The sequence below is a fragment of the Bacillus cereus genome, from assembly GCF_002564555.1.
GTDB classification, from domain to species: Bacteria; Bacillota; Bacilli; order Bacillales; family Bacillaceae_G; genus Bacillus_A; species Bacillus_A cereus_K.
Map to the genome: position 1 here is coordinate 52,525 of NZ_NUVD01000024.1, position 21,046 is coordinate 73,570.

Sequence of the window (21,046 nt, forward strand, 5' to 3'; positions counted from 1 at the left end):
TGTAAGTGCATTGTTCATATATTTTTCACAAAAACACCATGTTAATAGTGATTAAAATCACAATATGTATTGTACAATTCAGTTACACTAAAAGCAGTTAAGGAAATAGAGGAGTGGTATACAATGTTAAGTGCAAAAACAATCGAAATCGTAAAGTCAACAGTGCCATTACTACAAGAAAAAGGCGTTGAAATCACAACGAGATTTTATCAAATTTTATTTTCGGAACATCCGGAGTTATTGAATATTTTCAATCATACGAATCAGAAAAAGGGTAGACAACAACAAGCGTTAGCGAATGCTGTTTATGCAGCTGCAATGTACATTGATAATTTAGAATCTATTATTCCAGTTGTAAAACAAATTGGTCATAAGCATAGAAGTTTAGGGATTAAAGCGGAACATTATCCGATTGTAGGTACATGCTTACTACGAGCGATTAAAGAGGTTGCAGATGCACCAGATGAAGTTTTAAATGCATGGGGAGAAGCGTATGGAGTCATCGCTGATGCATTCATTAGCATTGAAGCAGAGATGTATGAAGAGGCTGCACATAAAGAAGGTGGATGGAAAGATTTCCGCAACTTTGTAGTAGTTAAAAAAGTGAAAGAAAGTGACGTTATTACATCATTCTATTTAAAACCTGAAGATGGTGGGAAAGTTTCTTCATTCATTCCAGGACAATATGTAACAGTTCAAATAAATATTAAAGGTGAAACATACACACATAATCGTCAATATAGCTTATCTGATGCTCCTGGAAAAGAATATTATCGTATTAGTGTAAAGAAAGAACAAGGTGTAGATACACCAGATGGTAAAGTATCTAATTACTTACATGATCATGTAGAAGAAGGAGATATCTTACCAGTAAGTGCACCAGCGGGAGATTTCGTATTAAATATGGATTCGACATTACCTGTTGTACTAATTAGTGGTGGAGTAGGTATTACACCGATGATGAGCATGCTAAATACGTTAATTGAACAAGATTCAAAACGTAATATATGTTTTGTACATGCGGCAATAAATAGTAATACTCATGCGATGAAAGAACACGTTAAGGTAGTAGACAATGAACACGAACAAGTAAAAGCATATACTTGCTACTCTTCACCGACTGAAAAAGATTTAGAAATGAAGAATTTTGATAAAGAAGGATTTATTGAAGGTGAATGGTTACAATCTATTATTCCAACAACTGAAGCAGAATTTTATTTCTGTGGTCCGGTGCCATTTATGAAGCATGTAAATGCTATATTAACTGATTTAGGTGTGAAACAAGAGCACATTCATTATGAATTTTTCGGTCCAGCAGCAAGTTTATAATAGAGGGAACTTGAACAAGCAAAAAACGAGGTNNACCTCGTTTTTTGCTTGTTCTCTTAATAATCGATTTACTGTTTCACGGCGTACACCTATCAGTTGACCAATTTCACTTTGCGTTAATATTTCATAAATAGGGATATCACCTAAATATAAGATGAACCACTCTTGTAAACGATGAAGACGCTCTTTTGGAGATACGGTTGTTAATTGATCGATACGCTGTTGCATCATTCTTAATTTCGATTGTAATTGCATAGCAATATCTGCATATGATGCAGGGTTTGCCTGAAGTTGATCGTACCATTCGCTACTCATAATAGGCTCTACTTCTGTTTTTACTAAAGCGATAGCTGTACCGTGATATTCCTTCTGTGAAATTAAAGAATGGTGAGGTATCGTTTCACCTGGAACGATAATGTTGAATAAAAATGGTGTTCCGTCTTCTTGTAGTCTTACTACTTTTAATAAGCCTGTTTTTATAAAGTATAAAGGACCATCCTCGCCTTGACGGAATAGTATATCTCCTTTGTGTAGAATCAAAGTAAGCCCCCCATTTAAACATTTCTATTTCTTCAATTTTAGCGTATATGTATAAAGACAATATGCCATTTAAACAGCAATTTCATTGACGAAATGTATGCTATTACAGTAGTATACTATTTAGTGTGTAATAGTACTAGCAATGAATACGCTTAGGGGGTTTAGTATATTGTTAGATGCGATGAAGATGACGGATATGAGAATTCCGGCGAATGCTATCATTCATGTAGAAGAGATGAAAGGTGGAGTCGTTCTATCCGTTGAAATAGACGGCCAAATTATTTATACGATGGCCTATGATGAAGAAACAGATAGTTATGCTGAATTATATGATCGAAACGATAAGAGGGCGTGCCAAGTACATGAGGACTTTATGGGATGGTCACTTCTTCACTAAAAAGATGTCAATATGACATCTTTTTTTATTGAATCGATAGATTGTACGAAGAAATGAAATAAAAGGATAAAATTTGTAATAAATGATTTTGCATTGTTAACACTTTGTAACTGCATGCGAACTGTTTTTTCGCTATCATAAAGATAACAGTCGCAGCTATAGGAGTGGTCAACTTGAAGAAAATACATATTTCGAATTTTATGCTATTGAGTGTTTGTTTAGTTTTATTTATTCTCCTAGGAGCCTTTTTATATTCATGTGTATAAGAAAAAACGCATTCTAAAAAGAATACGTTATAAAAGGGAAGTAATGATTAATCTAGTTCCAAGAATCATTAATGTGATACGTAATAAATTAATTACGGCATTACCGCTTAATTTTGTGTTAATATAAGCCCCGATTTTTCCGCCAATCCACGCACCTGGAATAAGGATTAAGGCATACATCCAGCTAACATTTCCAAGAGAGATGTGAGTTGCAGAGCTTACAATTGCTGATAGAAATACGATAAACATCGAAGTTGCTACAGCAATATGTGCCGGGAATGCAAAAAGAAGCATCATTGCTGGTACAAGTAAGGCACCGCCACCAATTCCAAATAACCCAGATATGAACCCAACTATAAAGGCGATAAAGATAGCAAGAAACGGTGGGAATTGATAGTGTACAGTATTTCCTTCATTGTCTGTAAAAGAACGCTTAATTACAGTCATATTTGATATGGAAAGAGGTTTTAATTTGTCTCGTAGCATAAGAAGAATGGAGACGAATATAAGGAAAATCCCAAAATATAACGAAAATGTATCTTGGTTTAAAAATTTGTTTGCCCATGATCCGATAATACCACCAGGGCCACTTCCGATAAATAAAATAAGTCCGCTTTTATAATCTACTCGTTTATGTTTCATGTAAGTAAGGGTGGAAGATAGTCCTGTAAAAACGACTGTTACCATAGAAGTCCCTACTGCAAGTTGTGGTGATAAACTGTGTAAGCCAATTAATAGCGGAACAATAATAATTCCGCCTCCAAGCCCAACTAGGCTTCCGACCGTCCCGGCGACTAATCCAATGAAAAGTAACATGATGTATTCCAAAATTGCCAACTCCTCTAAATAACTTATCCACCAATTATTATACACGCTTTTTAATAAGAAATAGGCTTGTTCACAAAAAAGTCGTCTTCCTAGAAAAATAAGGAAGACGACTTTTGATTAGAAAGCAAGTTGTAATAGGTAGTAGAATAGAGCAGCTAAAGAAGCTGAAATAGGAAGTGTGATAACCCATGTAATTAACATGCGTTTTGCAGTTCCCCATTTTACACCTTTCACACGGTGAGAAGCACCAACCCCTAAAATAGAAGAAGAGATAACGTGCGTCGTACTAACCGGTAAGTGAATGAATGTTGCACCGAAAATAACAAGTGATGATGATAAATCGGCAGCTACACCATTTACAGGACGAATTTTCATAATTTGTCCACCGACAGTTTTAATAATTTTCCATCCACCGACAGACGTACCAAGTCCCATTGCGATTGCACAACACAATTGTACCCAGAACGGAATGTCGTCAGAAGTATGATAGTTATTGGCCATAAGAGCCATCGTGATAATTCCCATTGCTTTTTGTGCATCATTCGTACCGTGTGTATAAGCTTGTAATGCTGCAGTGAAAATCTGGAATATACGGAAGTTCTTATTCGTTTTTGTTAAGTTAAAGTTTTTAAAGACGACTTTAAAAATACTGTATACGATATAACCAATAACGAAAGCGATAATCGGTGAAAAGATTAAAGCTTCAATAATTTTTATGAACCCTTTGAAATTTAAAGAAGCAAAACCAGCAGCAGCAATTGCTGCACCTGCGATTGCACCAATGATTGCATGCGAAGAACTACTTGGAATACCATAGTACCAAGTAACTAAGTTCCAAACTATTGCCGCAAGCAAAGCAGCTAAAATTACAAGAGAACCATTTTGTAAGGCGAATGGATCAACGATATCTTTTGTAATCGTTTTTGCTACACCTGTAAATGTCATTGCACCTAAAAAGTTCATAATAGCCGCCATAATAATTGCATGTCTAGGCTTTAGAGCTTTCGTTGAAACAGCCGTTGCAATAGCGTTTGCTGTATCGTGAAATCCATTGATAAAGTCAAAAGCTAAAGCGCAAATGACTACTAAAACGGTCAGTATCAAGAGTGTATCCATGATCAAACTCCTTATGCGTTCTTCATAATAATTGTTTCTAATACGTTTGCAACGCTTTGGCAGCTATCTGCTACTTCTTCAAGCTCTTCGTAAATCTCTTTGTATTGAATAATCTTAATCGGATCTTTTTCACGAGAGAATAAGTTCTTAATCGCGTGACGGCGAATATCATCACATTGTGACTCGTAATCCTTAATTTTAATCGCATTCGTACGAATGTCGACTAATTTTTTGTTAGACATTAATTCAACAGAGTTTGCAATCTCAATTGCACATTGATTGATTGCTTCAACGAATTTAATCATGTATTCATCAGCTTCTGTAATAGAATACATTTCGAATAGACCAGCACTGTGATCTAATCCGTCTAATACATCATCCATACTCATTGCAAGTTGCAGGATGTCCTCACGTTCAATCGGAGTAATAAACGCTTTGTTTAGCTCCATAATGATTTCGTGAATAAATGAGTCACCTTTTGACTCGTATTCTTTCATGCGCATAGAAAATTCTTTTAAATCGCTAGCATTTTTAATTTTATACTCCACGAAAAACTGCGCGCCTTCTTTTAAATTTTCGGAAACGTTCATTAGCATTTCAGAAAATTTATCTTTTTTTGATTTAAAGACCATTATTAGTTACCCCCACAAAAGTAATATATGTAAAATATATTGGCTAGTCAATTCTAACAAAAAACTGTCGTATTTTAAAACATTTTATCGAAAAGTTTACAAAAACTTAACATAACTCGCGTTGTTCTATTAATAATATTAATACTCAATAATGAATATCTTACTTGTAGAATGTCCTTTTCTTGCAAAAAGTATGAATGTGAAAGAAAAGCTTTACACTATAGGAACGACTACGTTATTATAATAAATTTAAAAGGAGGTATATTCTTCCTTTTAAAAAGAAGGGTGTAAACAAACGAAGGAAGTGAACGAATGAAAGTGAAAAACACTCACTTAAAAAAAACGCTGGAGTGGTTTAATAAAAGGAATAAACTTCGAAATACATTAATTGTATTGGGAAGTTTATTCGTTACTCTATTTATTGCTGTAAATATAATAATTTCCATTCAAGACATATCTGCATTAAAACAAGCTGTTCCGCAACCGACTTTAATTTACGATGCCAATAATGAAGTCGCGACTAAATTAGCTTCTTCGAAAACAGAAGGTATTAAAAGGAAAGATATTCCAGATATTATGGTTCAGGCAATTGTTGCAGTAGAAGATAAGGAGTTTTTTAACCATCGCGGTATTGACTATAGTGGAATTATAAGTGCTGTTTTTAAAAATCTCACCGCAGGAGAAGTTGTAGCAGGGGGCAGTACCATTACACAACAACTTGCAAAAAATGTATTTTTGACACAAGATCGCACATACTCTCGGAAAATAAAGGAATATTTTCTAACCAAAAAAATAGAACGTACTTATACAAAAGATGAAATTATTGAAATGTATATGAATCAAATTTATTTTGGCGAAGGTGCTTGGGGGATAAAAAGAGCAGCTAAATCTTATTTTGATAAAGATGTAAAAGATTTAACAATTTCAGAAGCGGCAACGATTGCGGGCTTGATTAAAGCACCTTCTGCGTATTCGCCTTATAAAAACTTTAATAAATCAATTGAACGACGTAATGTCGTATTAAGTTTAATGAAAGAGCAAGGGTATATTTCTGAAGAACAGTATAATAAAGAAAAAGAGTCTGGTCTTGTATTAAAACGTGGTGTTGATGATAAATACAAAGGTAAATATTCTCAATATGTAGACTATATTGTTAGAGAAGCAATGGACAAGTACGAATTAACACAAAATGAAATTTTAGCAGGTGGTTATCGTATTTATACAGAGCTTGATCCGAAAAAACAACAGGCTGTAGAAGATGTTGTGAATAATGATAATTATTTTAAAGATAGTAGTTCAGATCAGCTCATGCAAACAGGAGTGGTCCTTATGAATCCAAAAACTGGCGGTGTTCCAGCTTTAGTTGGTGGGAGAGGACCATATCAGTTTTTACAATTTAACCATGCTACTCAATTAAAAAGACAACCAGGTTCAACGTTAAAGCCTCTTGCTGTATATGTACCAGCGTTAGAACAAGGGTATGAAGTATACGATATATTAAAAGATGAACCATTTAGTATTAAGGAATATGAACCACAAAATAGTGATCATACTTTTCATGGTGATGTGACAATGTATGAAGCGGTGGCAAAGTCGTATAATGTCTCAGCTGTTTGGCTGTTAGAACAAATAGGATTAGAGAAAGGATTGGATTCTTTAGAGCGATTTGGTATTCCATTAGTGCCGGAAGATCGCACGTATCCAATTGCTTTAGGTGGGATGCATGTAGGTACATCTCCATTTGTAATGGCCCAAGCATATAGTACATTGGCAAATGATGGTGTTCAAGTGGAGGCTCATGCAATTAGAGAAATTCAAAATGCTGAAGGAGAAACAATTGGAAAATGGTATAAGAAAGAGACACGTGTGACGAGTGAGAAAATTGCTCAGAAGATGACATATTTATTAAAAGGTGTTGTCGAAAAGGGAACGGGTGAAAAAGCGAAGGTTAATAATGTTGATACAGCAGGAAAGACAGGGACTACTCAACTTGTAAATGGCCCAAGCGCTGGTGCAAAGGATTCGTGGTTTGTTGGATACACACCAGATTTAGTAGGTGCGATTTGGGTAGGATATGATAAAACAGATAGCGAGCACTATGTCCCAGGGGGAAGTCAAATTACGACGACGATGTTCCGGGATATTATGAAAAAAGCAGATGCAAACCCTGCTCAAAAAGCATTTCAATTATCATTAATACCTGAGGCTGACTACAAAAAACAATTGAAAACAATTGAAGAAGAAAAACGAAGAAAAGAAGAAGAGAAGAGACGGAAAGAAGAAGAACAAAGAAAAAAAGAGCAGCAAGATTGGTTTGATAAAGTGAAAGAATTGATCCCATCATTTTGGTGAAAGAAAGAGGCGAATAACGAAATTCGCCTCTTTTTTCTGTGGGAAATAAAGTGAAACTTTAATCGGTGGGATTTTGTTCATCCCTACTGGTTATTAGACCACACCAATCAGGGGAAATGATATTACTCGTTAAGTGTAACATTGGTACTACCAAAATGTTGAGAATCGTATGTGACACTTATCTTTCCTTTACTAATAGGTTCATAAGGCAATTCTTCTTCGTAACTACCATTATTTTCATTATGGATAGAAAGCGTAATTTCATCGATTCCCTTATTTGTATACTGATCTTTAATCGCTTCAGCAATCTGAAGAAGAGTTTCGTAACTAGAAGCTTTCGTGATAAGCATCCCTTTTATTACTTTCTTTTCATTATTTGTGGAATAGGAATAAGGGATGTTGCTTTGTTTTGTATATAAAAGTTTGTATGGAACTGTGTTTCTTTCTGCTTTTGAAATAGTGGAATATTTTAGAGTTAAAAAAAATCCTACACATAAAATAATGCATACCATAAAAGCGATCCAAATGCGTATTAGTGACATAACTCTCATTTTCATCCCTCTTTCATATCTTTGACTTCACTATTTATCATACAAAATGAGAATTAAGATAGAGTAAATTTGAGGTAAAGAAACGTAAAGAAGGAGCACTTATCCTCCCAAATAAGTGCTCCGTTCTATTGAAAGAGAGATTTAATACACATTAAAACGATACATATTATTATAAATATGCTTATTTAGTGAAAATTAGTAAATTCGAAATACAGATAGTGTTGCTGTTGTGTCACCTGTGTTAGGAATGGAAATCGTATTTGCTGTAGGTTGTACAGAAATTGTAGTACCAGCTTGTAAAGTAACGATTGTAGAGAAAGAAACTGCACTACCGATAACGTTAGTTGAAAAGTTGCGAGTAGGTGGTTGGCCATTAAAGGAAATACCGAATCCAAACGGTGAAGAGCCTGGGAAAGTTGTAGACGCTGAGAAGCTAATATCATATACTCCTGTTTCTAAAATTGTTAGCGTATCTGCAGTGTCATTAAAATTCATATTATTTAATTCAAAAACTTGGTTGAATTGGACGTTTGATCCGGGGGATATAGTTTGTGGATTGGAGTTTCCTATTGCTGCTATAGTTACAGGAAGTGGATTGGCAGCTGGTCCTTGAGGCCCCTGAGGAGCCCCCTGAGTTCCTTGAGCGCCTTGAGGTCCAGTAGCTCCCGTAGCACCAGTAGCTCCTCCACCTAGGCAATCAGATCCATATTAAACTAAGATAGTTTGAAGTTATGTAATAAGCTTAACAAGTTTATCAATAGTACAGCAATCGATTTTGAATAACTTAGCGATAATAGAGCACCCAATTTTTTCTTGTGCGGTTGATAAATCTAAGCAATTGAGGGATTTTTGTAGATTATTTAGAATATCGATATTACCTTGAGAAGGGTTTTGAAATACAGCTTGAATATTTTGACCAAAAACTTGAAGAAGTCTAACGAATTCTTTAAGTTCGGACTTAGATATGTTGATATAACTGCAGGCTCTTACTTCGCAACAATCATTACCATAGAATACTTTTCCTTTATTCTTGTTGTTCATCTTTTCATTCCTTTCTTTTATAGAATAAATAGTCGTTACTATATATTAAAATGAAAATTAGACTAGATTCGTAATGGACAAACTTATCATTTCTAAAAAATAAGAAGTTTACCTACCAGGCAAGAACAATTAAATAGAGAGAAATTTATATAACTTAGCATAAAAACGCCCATCAATTGTTAGAATGTGTCTAACAATTGATGAACGTTCATAGAGCAGTCCTACTATTTTATTAGTTAATTATTTCATGTTTTGTTTTGGGTAAAATTGGAATAGAAATAGTGAAAGTTGTACCGTCTTGATTACTAGTCATTTTTAATGTACCGTTATGATTTTGAATGATTTTTTTCGTTACTGACAAGCCCAGCCCTGTTCCTGAATCTTTTGTTGAGAAGAACGGATCAAAGATATATTCTTGAATAGCTGGAGGAATACCAGTTCCATTATCTGTGAAAGTAATCCGAACAAAGTTATCTAGACTATAACTAGTGATTTGAATAGAAAGAGGTTTTTCGCCTTGAGCATCGACAGCGTTTTGAAATAGGTTTAAAAACACTTGAACAAGTTCATGGCGATCAATATGGACTAAAATATTATCTAACTCATTAGAAAAATTGTATTCAATTGAAATGTTATGCAAGAAGACTTCACTTGCTAGTAACTGTTGAATATATTCACGTAAAAATGTATTGATAGGAAACGGTTCTCTTGTAAATTCACGTGTTTTTGAAATAGCTAAAAATTTTGTAATAATACTATTTGCACGATCTAATTCAGGAATCAGTAAGTTTTTAAATAATTCTTTATTTGATGGAGAAACACTCTCTTGTAAAAATTGTAAGTATCCTCGTACTGTTGTAAGAGGGTTGCGTACCTCATGTGCAATCCCGGCGGCGATTCGTCCTGCTAATGAAAATTTCTCTGCATCACGTTCTGTGTTTAAATAATGAAAAACGCTAATAACTCTAAAAATCTCTCCATTATAATCGCGAATAATTCGGTTATTTATAATACCATAGTTTTTGTCTAAAACCTCTTCATTATATATTTCGGTTCCTGTTTTTAAGGTTTCAATAGCTTTAATTTTTTCTTCTGGCAAGTTTAATAATTGCTGAATTGGCTTGCCGATTATTTCATTTCGTATTACACCAAAATCGTCTGCAGCAGCTTGATTACACAAAGTAATATTCCCTTTACTATCTACAAAGGTTACATGATGTGAAAAAGCATCAAAAATATGAATAAAGTGTTTTTCGAGTTGCTCAAATAAAAATAATGAATCGCAAGTAAGTTGAAAATCAGCATCTTTATTCTCTTTTCGTATGCTTTGAATGGAATGGGTTGTTCTTGTTTTCTTTATTTGCAAACCAATATATGGATTTTTATATGTGAAATGATGTGGAAATTGATTCACAAGTTCTTCATAAAAACGTACTTTGTTTTCAAGTTCTTCTATTCGTTTTTCATGAGATACAATAGCATCGTTTGGAAGCATAAATAAATAACCCCTCAATTTAAAAATTCTTCCATATAGTATATCATATTTTTATACAGATAAACTTAATGAAATTGATTAGCCAAGATAATTGGGAAGTCAGTAGAATGAATGTTGAAAGGGAGGAATATGTTTGTTGTTCATTGGAGTGACAGGTTGGGGAGATCATGATTCTTTATATATAGATCCCTATGAAAATAAAAATAAATTACGAACATATAGTGGACATTTCCCTATTGTCGAAGTGGATAGTTCATTTTATGCGATGCAACCAGCTCGGAATTATACAAAATGGGCGATGGAAACACCGAAAGATTTTTCTTTTATCGTAAAAGCGTATCAAGGAATGACAGGGCACATGAAAGGAGAAACTCCTTTTTCTACGTTTGATGAGATGCTTGATGTGTATAAACAATCAATTCTTCCTTTAATAGAAGCAAATAAATTAAAAATGATTTTATTCCAATACCCACCATGGTTTGATTGTAAAAAGAAAAATGTAGATTTCCTTCGATATACGAAAGAGAAAATGGAAGGTTTACCGTGTGCCATAGAGTTTCGAAATCAAACATGGTTTTATCCAGGAATGAGAGATAAGACGCTACAATTTTTAGAGAAGGAAAAATGGATTCATACAATTTGTGATGAACCGCAAGCGGGAATTGGTTCGGTTCCACTCGTATTAGAGGCGACGAATTCAGATATAACGTTAATTCGTTTTCATGGTCGGAATGTTCATGGTTGGCTGGATAAAGGGGAAAATTGGAGGGCGGTACGCTGTTTATATCGCTATAACAATAAAGAATTGGAAGAATGGGTAGAAAGACTCGAGCAATTAAAAAAGAAAACAAAGGAAGTATACGTACTATTTAATAATAATTCGGGCGGGGATGCAGCGGATAATGCGAAACAGCTTATGAAAATGATGAACATTACATATGGGGAGCCGAAGCCCGAGCAATTAAATTTATTTGAATGATAAACAAGAAAGGCACTGTACAAACAGGGGGAATGTACAGTGCCTTTCTATATGAAAAAGAGGGGTAACAATGTTACTGAGCGTTTGGTTGATTCATCAATTGTTGGCTTCGTAATAAATGATAATGGTTATCATTATCATTGTCAATAGTTTTTCGAAAAATAAGTAAAATTTTTTTGTGTTTTGAATAGCAATAAAAAAAGAACAGCGATTAATGCTGTTCTTTTTCGTTAATGAATTGTTGTAAATCAAAAGGAGTTATCGCTTGGATAAATTCTTTTGAGATAAGTGTTTGAACAAGAGTGCTCTCAGAAATGCTGGCACCTGTTTTCTTTTCGTAAGCTTGTTTTAATAAATCGAGTTTTTCAGCCGTTTCTTGTGGTAATTCAATAGTAAGTGTGTTCATAATTTCTCCCCCTTACTATTAGAGTACCACTACAATATAAGAGAGACAAGAAAAGAGAATATAAAAAAGGTTACCCAATTTTTAAATGGTAACCTTTTTTATGTATAAGAGGTATTAAGCGATACCGATATACTTTAAAGTTTTTGATGGAGTACTATGATCAAAGAAGTGTTGTAAAAATGCAATGTCAACACCTGATTTGTATGCACAATAGCCCCAAGTTTTTCGAAGTGTATGTGAGCTAATCCCTTCTAATCCAACTTCTTTTGCAGCTTTGTTTAAAATGTACCATGCATGTTGTCTCGTAATAGATTTTGTGCCTTTTTGAGACTTTAATAATGGCTCATTACGTTTCCAAGTTTTACGTTCTTTCATGTAGTCTTCGATTGCGTGCTGTAAGTCTTCATTTACAGCAAACCATTTATGTTTCTTTACTTTTTCATTGTAAAATAAAATGGAATGGCGAACATTTTCATTTTCATCGATTACATCACTAACTTTTAATTGTAAGATTTCACTTACTTTTAAGCCAGAATTTACAGCTAATACGAATAATAAGCCATCACGTTTCGAAGATTGTAAAAGTATATTTTTGATAGTTTCTAATTGTTTTTCATTTTGAATAGGTTGTCCTGCTTGTTTCATTTCACGCACTCTCCTCTTTTATATGTGTAAAGGAAAGGATTAACTTGTTTCTTACTATAAAGGGAGAGTGTGAATTTCATGTGAACTCCTAGTGAAATTAAGACAAATTATTTGACTTCTTTTACTTTTTGTAAATTAAAATAGAACACAACGCTATTCGTCGTATTATATACACCATACTCAGCATGATGGAGATCTAAAATGTTTTTTACAATAGATAATCCGAGACCGGTACCTCCAGTATGACGACTACGTGATGCATCTAAACGATAGAAGCGATCCCAAATTTTTTCAAGACTTTCTTCTGGGATAGGATTTCCTGTATTCTCAATTTCGATTTTCACTGCATCTTCCATTTCTACAACAGAGACTTGTATTTTTTCTCCATCTGGCGTATAGCGAATGGCATTGCTCAGTAAGTTCACAACTACCTGCTCAATGCGACTACGATTCGCTGTAACAAATATAGAAGAGTCTGCATCAACAGCCACTTGTAAATGCTTTTCCTCCATGCTAAATAATAACTTTGTATAGACTTGTTGAATTAATTCACCGATTGAGAATGTTGTCATTTCTAGTTTGTACGTACCAGATTCTAGTTTTGCTAATTCTAACATTTCAACAATAAGCCTATTCATATTTTCTGTTTCTTCTAAAATAACATCTGTGTAATATGTTGTATCTTTACTAACACCATCTTGAATCCCTTCTGCGAAACTTCTAATCACACTAAGAGGTGTTTTTAATTCATGGGATACACCAGAAATGAATTCTTTTCTCGTTTTTTCCAATTGACGTTCACGTTCAATATCTTGTTGTAATTTTGTATTGGCGACATTTAATCGATCGATTCGGTCTTTTAAGTTTACTGATAATGTATTAATACTACCGGAAAGCCCGCCAATTTCATCGTCTGCTGTAACAGGTAATTTCTCGCTAAAATCAAAATTAGCCATTTTTTTTGTAACGCGATTAATCTTAATTAATGGCTTCACAATGATTTTGGAGTAGTAGAAGGATAACAAAATAATTACGAGAAACACGATGATTAAGGCATAGACATAATAGTCTTTTAAAACGAGCATAGCTTCATTAACAGGTTGCAAAGATGCTATCGCAAAAGCGTATTCTGTAATTTTTCCGTTTTCCATAATAGGTTTTACAAAGATACTATTTTTTATATTCTCCCCACCATCTAATATATAAGTGTTTAATTGCTGTGAGTTAGAAGTGCCTTCTCTAATAGTACCTGCAAAATATTGAACGGCTTGTAATGTTTCAAAATCATTTGCAAGGCGAACTTCAGCTTTAGATGGGAGCTGTAACTTAGATATAACGCCAGTAAACCCGATTTGAGTTGTAGTTTTGTATCGATTTGTAAGTTTATTTTTAGAAGGGTTACCATTAATTGATTGGAAATCCGAATTGACATGTTCGTTTCGCCATCGATTATAATTAGTCGTCAATTCTAGCGGTGTTATTATATTCCCTTGTACAAATCCATCGACGTATATCATTCCATCTTTTTTTAAACCTAAATTTTCGAATTTATTATATTCTTCGGGCGTTAAAAGATTATTGAGTGGAATGGAATACGTTTTATTATTGTTAGGGTTAATTACATCAATGTAGAAATTATTTTCACTTTTAATAATACCGTTAGAATCTAAAAATTGCATGTCAGCATTTGTTTTATCATGAAATTCTTGTTTTAGTTTTCTAATTTCCTCATAACTTTTATCACTTTTTTCGTAATTATCTACGAATTTTTCAAAGGCAGTTTCAACGGTTTTTACTTTTTTATTAATATAAAATTTCTCTAAAAATAGAGATTGTCCTAGGAAAAAGAGGAGGAATATGATTGTAAATAATGTTGATGTTAATAAAAATAGTTTAAAGACTATACTTCTGTTTTTCACTGCGTCACCTCTTATGAGAAATACTCTAAATGATTTCTTTATTATAACAAACGTGACAAGAAAGTAGAGGGGGAAATCTGTCTCTTTCTAAAGTAGTTTTTTATAAAAAGTCACATAAAAAGAACTCGACAGACGTATGACGAGTTCTTAATGTGTTATTGCTGAATTGCTGCATCTAAAGCGATTTCAATCATTTCGTTAAATGTAGTTTGACGCTCTTCAGATGTTGTTTCTTCGCCAGTGAAGATGTGATCGCTTACTGTTAATACAGATAAGGCATTTACACCATATTTCGCTGCTAATGTGTAAAGAGCAGTTGTTTCCATCTCTACTGCTAATACACCGTACTCTCCAAGTTTTTTAACCATGTCCATGCTTTCGCGGTAAAATACATCTGCTGTTAACACGTTACCAACACGAACGTGTAATCCTTTTTCAGTTCCTGCATCGTAAGCTTTCTTTAAAAGGTCAAAGTTTGCAGCTGGTGCAAAATCAAAACCTGGGAATGTTAAACGGTTCATATTAGAATCGGTACAAGCTGTCATTGCAATAATAACGTCACGTACTTTTACGTCTTTTTGAATTGCACCGCAAGTTCCAACGCGAATTAAATTTTTAACTCCGTAGCTTTGGATTAATTCGTTTACATAAATAGAAATAGAAGGAACGCCCATACCTGTACCTTGAACAGATACACGTTTTCCTTTATAAGTTCCAGTGAACCCTAACATACCACGTACGTTATTATAGCAAGTAACGTCCTCTAGAAATGTTTCAGCGATATATTTTGCACGTAATGGATCACCAGGTAATAGAATAGATTCAGCAATTTCGCCTTGTTTTGCTTCAATATGTACACTCATGAAAAGTCCTCCTTATAATGTATTGATAGAAATCAATATCATTTGCATTATACACTACGAATCCGTTCAATTAAAATCTTTTTAATTATTTGTAATATGTGCAAAAGAGGAGGATTTCATAAATCATAATCTAGAATATATATGTTAAGAAGTTTTGTATGGATAGAGACAATAAAAATGGTAGGTGATGTTTTGAAGAACCTTGTCATTGGACTTGTTGCTTTGCTATTTATTGTAGCAGGAGGATTTTACATAAAAAAATATCAAGAAACCGTAGAGACAGTAGGTGATGTTCAGGAAGTAAAATGGGATGTGTCTAATGGAGAGGGAAATGAGAAAGTTGATATTTTGTTTCAATTACTAAATAAAAATAATAATGAAGTTCGTGGTGTGAATGATCAAATTCGGGCAGTTATTGTAGACGGACAATTAAAGCATGTACAACAAATGAAACCCACATTTGCAGGAAATGGATCATATAAGCTATCTTCCAAAATAGCAAAAGATGAAGGATATACAATATTTTTATATGAAGACAAAAACAAGTCTGTGGAATCATTTGCGAAGAAAGATTTTGGGAGAGAAAAAGAGGAGAAAAATAAGAAAAAAGTAAAATTTCCAATCGATAGTGTACTTACAAAAAAAATAGGGGAGTATGAAGTTTCTCTTTTATTTGGTGCATTGCATCCGAATGAACCGGCGACGTTAACATTTCAATTCCAAGCAAAAAAGGGTGAAAAATTGAAATTACATTCAGAGAGAGGAGAAGTGGAGGCGCTCTATATCGTGGACGAAACGAGAGAAAACTTTTTATACGCAATACCAGTTGATACAGATGAGCAATTACAATATCGTATTACATTTCCTGTAGAAGGAACATATAAAATATGGGGAGATTTCTATATAAATGGTAAGAAATATGAAAAGGAATTTATTCTACAAGTGCAAAAGAAAAAAAACAGCTAATTGTTTAGCTGTTTTTTCTTTTTCCTATTAATTTTGTTACAGAGAGCATCGTAAGTGGTAAAGAATGATTTTTCCTAAATGCTAAATATTTACCGCTCCATGCTGGTTTATATTTTTCTTTAAAATGCCGTAATCCGCTGAAGCTGTACGTATAACGAACGTTATTAAAGATTGCAGCAGCAACTCGCTCAGACCAGAAAGATTGTGTCGATAAACCTACATTTGAAAGTGGCGCCATACCAATATTAAAGGAGTGGTATTCATTTTCTTTTGCCCACTGGAATAAGTGGATGAAGATTGCGTCCATAATTCCGCTAGGCGCGTCTGGGTAATAGCGCATTAAATCAACAGACAATGATCCGTTTTGATACACGGGCATAAAGGTTGTGAATGCGATAATTTTCCCTTCTGCATCAGATAATGTAGCGATAGGAGCACGGCTAATATATTCACGATCGAAGTATCCGAGTGAAAAGCCCTTCTCTTTTTTTCCACCGAGCCACGCATATGAAACTTTTCTTAACTCCTCATATAATTCGTCTGAGAACGGCGGCTCATGAATAGAGAATGTATAGCCTTCTCTTTCAAAGCGGTTGAAAGTCGCTCGCATACCAGCGCGTTTCTTTCCTGTGATTGTAAATGTATTTAAATCAACGACAGCTTCTTCACCAAGCTTAAAGAAGTTATAACCAAAATCATGATATAAACTCATCCATTTACTTTCGATTTGGTAGAATACACAAATGTACCCAAATCGATCAGCTTCAGCTAAAAACTCTTGCAAAACAGTACGGTAGGAGGAAGGATCACCAATTGGATCACCTAGTACAACAAGACGTTTTCCAGTTATGGAGAAGAGAAGGAGCGCTTTCCCATCACTACTGAAGAAGAATTGTTTATCACCTAAAAATCCTAAATGACTAAGTACATTTCCACCATGTTCATCTAAAAAGTTTTGCAATCTTTTATCGTTAGCTGGTTGCCCGGGAAATTCATTTCGATAACGAGTGGCAATGAGTGAGCCAATCAGTAAAAAAGTAGGAACGAAAAAGGCAGCGGCTAATGCACTTCGTTTCACTTGTGTAATATTACGAACGACAAAATCAGGTTTAAAAGCTTCTTTTGCACCTGCAAATAAAATACCTAAGTTTTTATATAAATATAACGTTACAAGTAAGAATATAAAAACTTTTACGATATCAGAAAGGGAGACTTCCATTTTCTCGCGTACAAACCTTTTTCGAAGCATATATAATACAGCCAGTACGATTAATAAAATAAATGTTTCTTCAATATCAATTCCTTTTAGCGTATTAAAGATAGCCGCTCCAATTAAAGAAACAATCGTCATATAATAAGAACGTTTTGTTCCGTAATATATCCCCCGTGAAAGGATTAGTAGGAGAATACCAAATGTTAGCGATAAGCTAAAAGAAAATTGAATAAGATGTTTTGGAGCTAGAATATGTAAGGCGTGTGCCCGGTTTACACTTGTTGGTAGAATGGTCGATAAAATAACCATTAAGCCAGCAAATACTGTTAAAGCAGCAGATGCCCATGAACCTAGTTTTCCTAAAAAGTCACGCTGTAAAGTCCATATAACACCAGTTGTTTCTAGTGCCGGCGCAATAAAAGGTTTATCTTCAAACTTTTTAATGGCCGCTCCTGTCATTTCAAAAGCTGCAAAAATGAGACCAAGGCAGAACGGTAAGATGTAATAGACAAGGCGATATAATAACATAGCGGGCAGTAATACACCTGTATCGATGCCATATTGTCCTAGTCCAGTTAAGAAGACAAGGTCGAATGAGCCAAGTCCACCAGGTACAAGACTAACGACGCCAGCTAAAGCAGCAATTACATACACACCTAAAAACTTTTGAAAGTCAATTTCAATTCCAAATAATATTAAAATGACGTACATAACGATACCAGCAGATACCCACTCTACTAATGAAACTAATGAGTATAAAACAGTTGGGTTTTTCTCTTGTTCTTGTACTTCAAGTCCTTCTGTTTGCTTGGTTTTTCTATTTTTAAGTTTAGAAAAGCCAATGTAAATAGGGACGAAAAGAGCAAAAAAGATAAGAACAGGCCATAGCCACGGCTTTTCATGCAAAATAAATCTTGTGTCTAATATTCCAATAAGACCAAGGAATGAAAGAATAGCTAATCCGTTAATAAAGGCAGTTGTCATCCAGGCGATACTTTTAATAAGTTTACCATTTTCGTTTATGTATGGACGATAAAGCATTGTGCGTACACCAGCTCCAACGAGACCACCAAATCCGATGAATCCATTTAAAGTATTAGCAATCCATGAGATACGGAAAATCTTTTGGACAGGTATATCAGCTTTTAAGTAACGAAGCATAACATAGTCATAAAAGAACATTGTTGATACAGCAAATGCACCAAGTGTAATTGCTAAAAAGACTCCTCCAGTTGGAATATTTTTAATTGAATCAATCGCTTCTAAAAAAGAAATGCCTGCTAATTCTTTTTTTGCTTGAAAGAATACAATTGTTAATACAACAAATGGGAAGATAATTTTCCCGATTTGTAAGAAACGTTTCCATGAAAACGACATAAATACAACTCTCCTTGTATAAGAAAACTGAGACAATAATATTATTATGACAAAGTTCAAGAAAAATAAAAAGGTAAATTCCTGTATAGGGGAGCTATTTTTTATATATGGTATATATAAAAGAATATTTCGTTTACCAGAAAATTAAGTTAAAATGAAAGAAGGAAGAGAGGGGAAGCAGATGATTATAATAGGTTATGCAGGGTATGAGTTAGAGAAAGCAAAACCTAATACATCAGAAGATTTTTTTAATAGATCTGAAGTGACATATATATTAAATGATAAAGAGAAAACTTTTTCGGTTTTATACGTTCGATATTTTGAAGAAGTTTTACAAGAAATTACTCCTTTTGAAGGAAATCCAGTATGTAAAGTAGAAGAACAAGACATATATTTGCGGGATATTGTAGCGATATCTTGTTTGGTGAAAGATAAGGGGCTTCGTGCGCAAAAACGTTTGTATCTCAATAATATAAAAGAATTCCAACAATATTTTGATGACGGAACAGTGGCGAAAGTACAAGAAATATTGGCTGAATTACATAAAAATAAAAGAGTAGAAATAGCGTGAGATGGCAAAGGAGAGAGAAGAAATGTCGAATTTGATGGTTGAAAATCAAACAGAACAAGTTTCTATGTTTTTAGAAGATGTTATTACTTTGATAACCAATTATGTAAATTATCATACGTTGCCTTCTTTATTAGAAGAGACACCAGCAGGGAACGAACAATATTATAAAGGGTTATTAGCATCAATAAGACGTCTTCTTGTGTTTTGTGAAGAAGGACATGATGCGTGTTTTGTTTTGTTGAATAGCCAGCCATTTCGAAAAACAGCAGCTGAAAAAATTTTGTATAAGATTTATCATCAAGTAATTGCAGAGTTTTTCTCACCAAAAAGTGATCATTGGTATGAAAATAGTCGTTCTGCATATACTGGGAAAAATTCTATTTTTTTTCAACAAACGCCGCCTGCCTCGATAGAGCAAGTGATGAAGAATTTAGAAGGTAAATTTCAATTGATGCGTGAAGAACTAGAATATTATGAGACGGATTACCAAACGAAGATGTTACACAAATACTAATTGAGGAAAAGAAGCTAAGGAGGACTTAGCTTCTTTTCCTTTTGTACAGTTATATAAGGGATTTTCATTGAATATAGTTAAGGGAATAGCATTAAGGAGGTGTAACATGAATCAGCAAGGTGTATTTACAGATTACTTTCATGAAGTTGAAAATTGGTGTGAAAGTGTTCTTCACGTATTAGATAGCCGTGCAATGGAAGTGTATGATGTCCATATGCTTGCTTATAAAATTCAAACGTTATTAGAGCGTATGAAAGAGCATGAGTACGATACAGACGCGGAGTTTATGTATGAAATAAGTGATGATGTAGAACATATTCAGCATCACCTGCAGGAAGTATTTATGCAGGAAGAAGAGGAATATGAACTATATGAAAGAGGGGATAGTGAACGAGCTGTCCCAATTGGAGGGCATACACTCCCACCATTACCTTATCCATATAATGCGTTAGAACCGTATATTTCTAGAGAAATTATGATGTTACACCATGATAAACATCATCGTAGTTACGTGGAAGGGTTAAATAAAGCAGAGAAAATGATGGAAGAAGCGAGAAAAACAAATCAATTTGATTTAATTAAGCATTGGGAAAGAGAAGCGGCTTTTCATGGATCGGGTCATTACTTGCACACGATATTTTGGAATAACATGAAAAAAGATGGTGGTGGAAGTCCAAGAGGTGCTTTTTCACAACAAATTGAACAAGATTTTGGGAGCTTTTTACGTTTTCAAAAACATTTTACAGAAGCAGCTTCTAAAGTGGAAGGGTCAGGCTGGGCGATTCTCGTTTGGGTGCCCCGATCTGGAAGATTAGAAATTTTGCAAAGTACACTTCATCAATTATTTACCCAATGGGATACGATACCGCTCCTTGTACTAGATGTGTGGGAACATGCGTATTATTTACAATACCAAAATCGAAAAGATGAATATATTAAAAACTGGTGGAATGTTGTAAATTGGCCTGATGTAGAAAAAAGATTTGAAAGTGCGAAACAAATTGAATGGACACCGTATTAGACGCATATTTTATGCGTCTTTTTTA

The 21,046-nt window shown here is 34.2% G+C and carries 19 protein-coding genes and 1 pseudogene; 8 read left to right on the forward strand and 12 right to left on the reverse strand.

Annotated features, from left to right (window positions below; translation table 11 throughout):
* The first annotated feature begins 123 nt into the window (after positions 1–123).
* Positions 124–1,329, forward strand: coding sequence for an NO-inducible flavohemoprotein (hmpA, locus tag COI75_RS14780; RefSeq protein ID WP_000947331.1), 1,206 nt, complete (start codon positions 124–126; stop codon positions 1,327–1,329).
* On the opposite strand, the gene COI75_RS14785 is transcribed toward hmpA, so the two are convergent.
* Positions 1,324–1,869, reverse strand: a complete 546-nt coding sequence (locus COI75_RS14785; RefSeq protein ID WP_098448449.1) for a Crp/Fnr family transcriptional regulator — start codon at positions 1,867–1,869, stop codon at positions 1,324–1,326. The genes hmpA and COI75_RS14785 overlap by 6 nt on opposite strands.
* 169 nt (positions 1,870–2,038) lie before the next feature.
* Here COI75_RS14785 and COI75_RS14790 point away from each other — a divergent pair, with 169 nt between their 5' ends.
* Positions 2,039–2,266 carry a hypothetical protein gene (locus tag COI75_RS14790; protein WP_000883004.1) on the forward strand — a complete coding sequence of 76 codons (228 nt, stop codon included), beginning with the start codon at positions 2,039–2,041 and terminating at the stop codon, positions 2,264–2,266.
* A gap of 293 nt (positions 2,267–2,559) precedes the next feature.
* Here COI75_RS14790 and COI75_RS14800 read toward each other — a convergent pair whose 3' ends face one another.
* The 3 genes from COI75_RS14800 to COI75_RS14810 form a co-directional block, all read right to left on the reverse strand.
* A complete protein-coding gene (locus COI75_RS14800; RefSeq protein ID WP_000455768.1) occupies positions 2,560–3,360 on the reverse strand; it encodes a sulfite exporter TauE/SafE family protein in 801 nt (266 codons plus the stop codon).
* Between the two features lie 117 nt (positions 3,361–3,477).
* The gene (locus COI75_RS14805) at positions 3,478–4,476 is read right to left on the reverse strand and encodes an inorganic phosphate transporter (protein WP_000380279.1); all 999 of its coding nucleotides are present in this window, start codon (positions 4,474–4,476) and stop codon (positions 3,478–3,480) included.
* A gap of 11 nt (positions 4,477–4,487) precedes the next feature.
* The gene (locus COI75_RS14810) at positions 4,488–5,108 is read right to left on the reverse strand and encodes a DUF47 domain-containing protein (protein ID WP_000231450.1); all 621 of its coding nucleotides are present in this window, start codon (positions 5,106–5,108) and stop codon (positions 4,488–4,490) included.
* Between the two features lie 312 nt (positions 5,109–5,420).
* On the opposite strand from COI75_RS14810, the gene COI75_RS14815 reads away from it, so the two are divergent.
* Positions 5,421–7,460 carry a transglycosylase domain-containing protein gene (locus tag COI75_RS14815; protein ID WP_098448450.1) on the forward strand — a complete coding sequence of 680 codons (2,040 nt, stop codon included), beginning with the start codon at positions 5,421–5,423 and terminating at the stop codon, positions 7,458–7,460.
* Positions 7,461–7,582: 122 nt separating this feature from the next.
* Here COI75_RS14815 and COI75_RS14820 read toward each other — a convergent pair whose 3' ends face one another.
* The 3 genes and pseudogenes from COI75_RS14820 to COI75_RS14835 form a co-directional block, all read right to left on the reverse strand.
* Positions 7,583–8,011: a hypothetical protein gene (locus COI75_RS14820; protein ID WP_001265575.1), complete on the reverse strand. Its 429-nt coding sequence runs from the start codon at positions 8,009–8,011 to the stop codon at positions 7,583–7,585.
* Positions 8,012–8,206: 195 nt separating this feature from the next.
* Positions 8,207–9,052: pseudogene (locus COI75_RS27565) on the reverse strand (Gly-Xaa-Xaa repeat protein).
* Between the two features lie 232 nt (positions 9,053–9,284).
* Positions 9,285–10,547, reverse strand: coding sequence for an ATP-binding protein (locus COI75_RS14835; protein WP_000937228.1), 1,263 nt, complete (start codon positions 10,545–10,547; stop codon positions 9,285–9,287).
* Positions 10,548–10,680: 133 nt separating this feature from the next.
* Here COI75_RS14835 and COI75_RS14840 point away from each other — a divergent pair, with 133 nt between their 5' ends.
* On the forward strand, positions 10,681–11,526 hold the full coding sequence (locus COI75_RS14840) for a DUF72 domain-containing protein (RefSeq protein WP_000897334.1): 846 nt from the start codon (positions 10,681–10,683) through the stop codon (positions 11,524–11,526).
* 211 nt (positions 11,527–11,737) lie between these two features.
* On the opposite strand, the gene COI75_RS14845 is transcribed toward COI75_RS14840, so the two are convergent.
* The 4 genes from COI75_RS14845 to deoD form a co-directional block, all read right to left on the reverse strand.
* Positions 11,738–11,932 (reverse strand): DUF3924 family protein, encoded by a 195-nt coding sequence (locus COI75_RS14845; protein ID WP_001094862.1) that lies wholly within the window; start codon positions 11,930–11,932, stop codon positions 11,738–11,740.
* 114 nt (positions 11,933–12,046) lie between these two features.
* Positions 12,047–12,577 carry a tyrosine-type recombinase/integrase gene (locus COI75_RS14850; protein ID WP_000806236.1) on the reverse strand — a complete coding sequence of 177 codons (531 nt, stop codon included), beginning with the start codon at positions 12,575–12,577 and terminating at the stop codon, positions 12,047–12,049.
* 107 nt (positions 12,578–12,684) lie between these two features.
* Positions 12,685–14,496, reverse strand: coding sequence for a sensor histidine kinase (locus COI75_RS14855; RefSeq protein ID WP_000797490.1), 1,812 nt, complete (start codon positions 14,494–14,496; stop codon positions 12,685–12,687).
* A 155-nt stretch (positions 14,497–14,651) separates the two neighbouring features.
* The gene (deoD, locus tag COI75_RS14860; protein ID WP_000110708.1) at positions 14,652–15,359 is read right to left on the reverse strand and encodes a purine-nucleoside phosphorylase; all 708 of its coding nucleotides are present in this window, start codon (positions 15,357–15,359) and stop codon (positions 14,652–14,654) included.
* Between the two features lie 177 nt (positions 15,360–15,536).
* On the opposite strand from deoD, the gene COI75_RS14865 reads away from it, so the two are divergent.
* Positions 15,537–16,325, forward strand: coding sequence for a hypothetical protein (locus COI75_RS14865; RefSeq protein WP_002095813.1), 789 nt, complete (start codon positions 15,537–15,539; stop codon positions 16,323–16,325).
* Between the two features lie 4 nt (positions 16,326–16,329).
* Here the strand turns inward: COI75_RS14865 and mprF are convergent, their stop codons facing one another.
* Positions 16,330–18,915, reverse strand: a complete 2,586-nt coding sequence (gene mprF / locus COI75_RS14870) for a bifunctional lysylphosphatidylglycerol flippase/synthetase MprF (protein ID WP_000010838.1) — start codon at positions 18,913–18,915, stop codon at positions 16,330–16,332.
* A gap of 181 nt (positions 18,916–19,096) precedes the next feature.
* On the opposite strand from mprF, the gene COI75_RS14875 reads away from it, so the two are divergent.
* The 3 genes from COI75_RS14875 to COI75_RS14885 all read left to right on the forward strand — a co-directional run bounded on the left by COI75_RS14875 (position 19,097) and on the right by COI75_RS14885 (position 21,021).
* Positions 19,097–19,486, forward strand: a complete 390-nt coding sequence (locus tag COI75_RS14875) for a hypothetical protein (RefSeq protein ID WP_000583783.1) — start codon at positions 19,097–19,099, stop codon at positions 19,484–19,486.
* 22 nt (positions 19,487–19,508) lie between these two features.
* Complete coding sequence (locus COI75_RS14880; protein ID WP_098448452.1) at positions 19,509–20,000, forward strand: YpuI family protein; 492 nt, start codon at positions 19,509–19,511, stop codon at positions 19,998–20,000.
* A gap of 106 nt (positions 20,001–20,106) precedes the next feature.
* Positions 20,107–21,021, forward strand: a complete 915-nt coding sequence (locus tag COI75_RS14885; RefSeq protein ID WP_001075737.1) for a superoxide dismutase — start codon at positions 20,107–20,109, stop codon at positions 21,019–21,021.
* Positions 21,022–21,046 lie beyond the last annotated feature (25 nt).

Coding starts and splice junctions, on each gene's coding strand:
- hmpA (WP_000947331.1), top strand. CDS start 124: ATGTTAAGTGCAAAAACAATCGAAATCGTAAAGTCAACAGTGCCATTA.
- COI75_RS14805 (WP_000380279.1), bottom strand. CDS start 4,476: ATGGATACACTCTTGATACTGACCGTTTTAGTAGTCATTTGCGCTTTA.
- COI75_RS14810 (WP_000231450.1), bottom strand. CDS start 5,108: ATGGTCTTTAAATCAAAAAAAGATAAATTTTCTGAAATGCTAATGAAC.
- COI75_RS14815 (WP_098448450.1), top strand. CDS start 5,421: ATGAAAGTGAAAAACACTCACTTAAAAAAAACGCTGGAGTGGTTTAAT.
- COI75_RS14820 (WP_001265575.1), bottom strand. CDS start 8,011: ATGAGAGTTATGTCACTAATACGCATTTGGATCGCTTTTATGGTATGC.
- COI75_RS14835 (WP_000937228.1), bottom strand. CDS start 10,547: ATGCTTCCAAACGATGCTATTGTATCTCATGAAAAACGAATAGAAGAA.
- COI75_RS14845 (WP_001094862.1), bottom strand. CDS start 11,932: ATGAACACACTTACTATTGAATTACCACAAGAAACGGCTGAAAAACTC.
- COI75_RS14850 (WP_000806236.1), bottom strand. CDS start 12,577: ATGAAACAAGCAGGACAACCTATTCAAAATGAAAAACAATTAGAAACT.
- deoD (WP_000110708.1), bottom strand. CDS start 15,359: ATGAGTGTACATATTGAAGCAAAACAAGGCGAAATTGCTGAATCTATT.
- COI75_RS14865 (WP_002095813.1), top strand. CDS start 15,537: ATGGTAGGTGATGTTTTGAAGAACCTTGTCATTGGACTTGTTGCTTTG.
- mprF (WP_000010838.1), bottom strand. CDS start 18,915: ATGTCGTTTTCATGGAAACGTTTCTTACAAATCGGGAAAATTATCTTC.
- COI75_RS14875 (WP_000583783.1), top strand. CDS start 19,097: ATGATTATAATAGGTTATGCAGGGTATGAGTTAGAGAAAGCAAAACCT.
- COI75_RS14880 (WP_098448452.1), top strand. CDS start 19,509: ATGTCGAATTTGATGGTTGAAAATCAAACAGAACAAGTTTCTATGTTT.
- COI75_RS14885 (WP_001075737.1), top strand. CDS start 20,107: ATGAATCAGCAAGGTGTATTTACAGATTACTTTCATGAAGTTGAAAAT.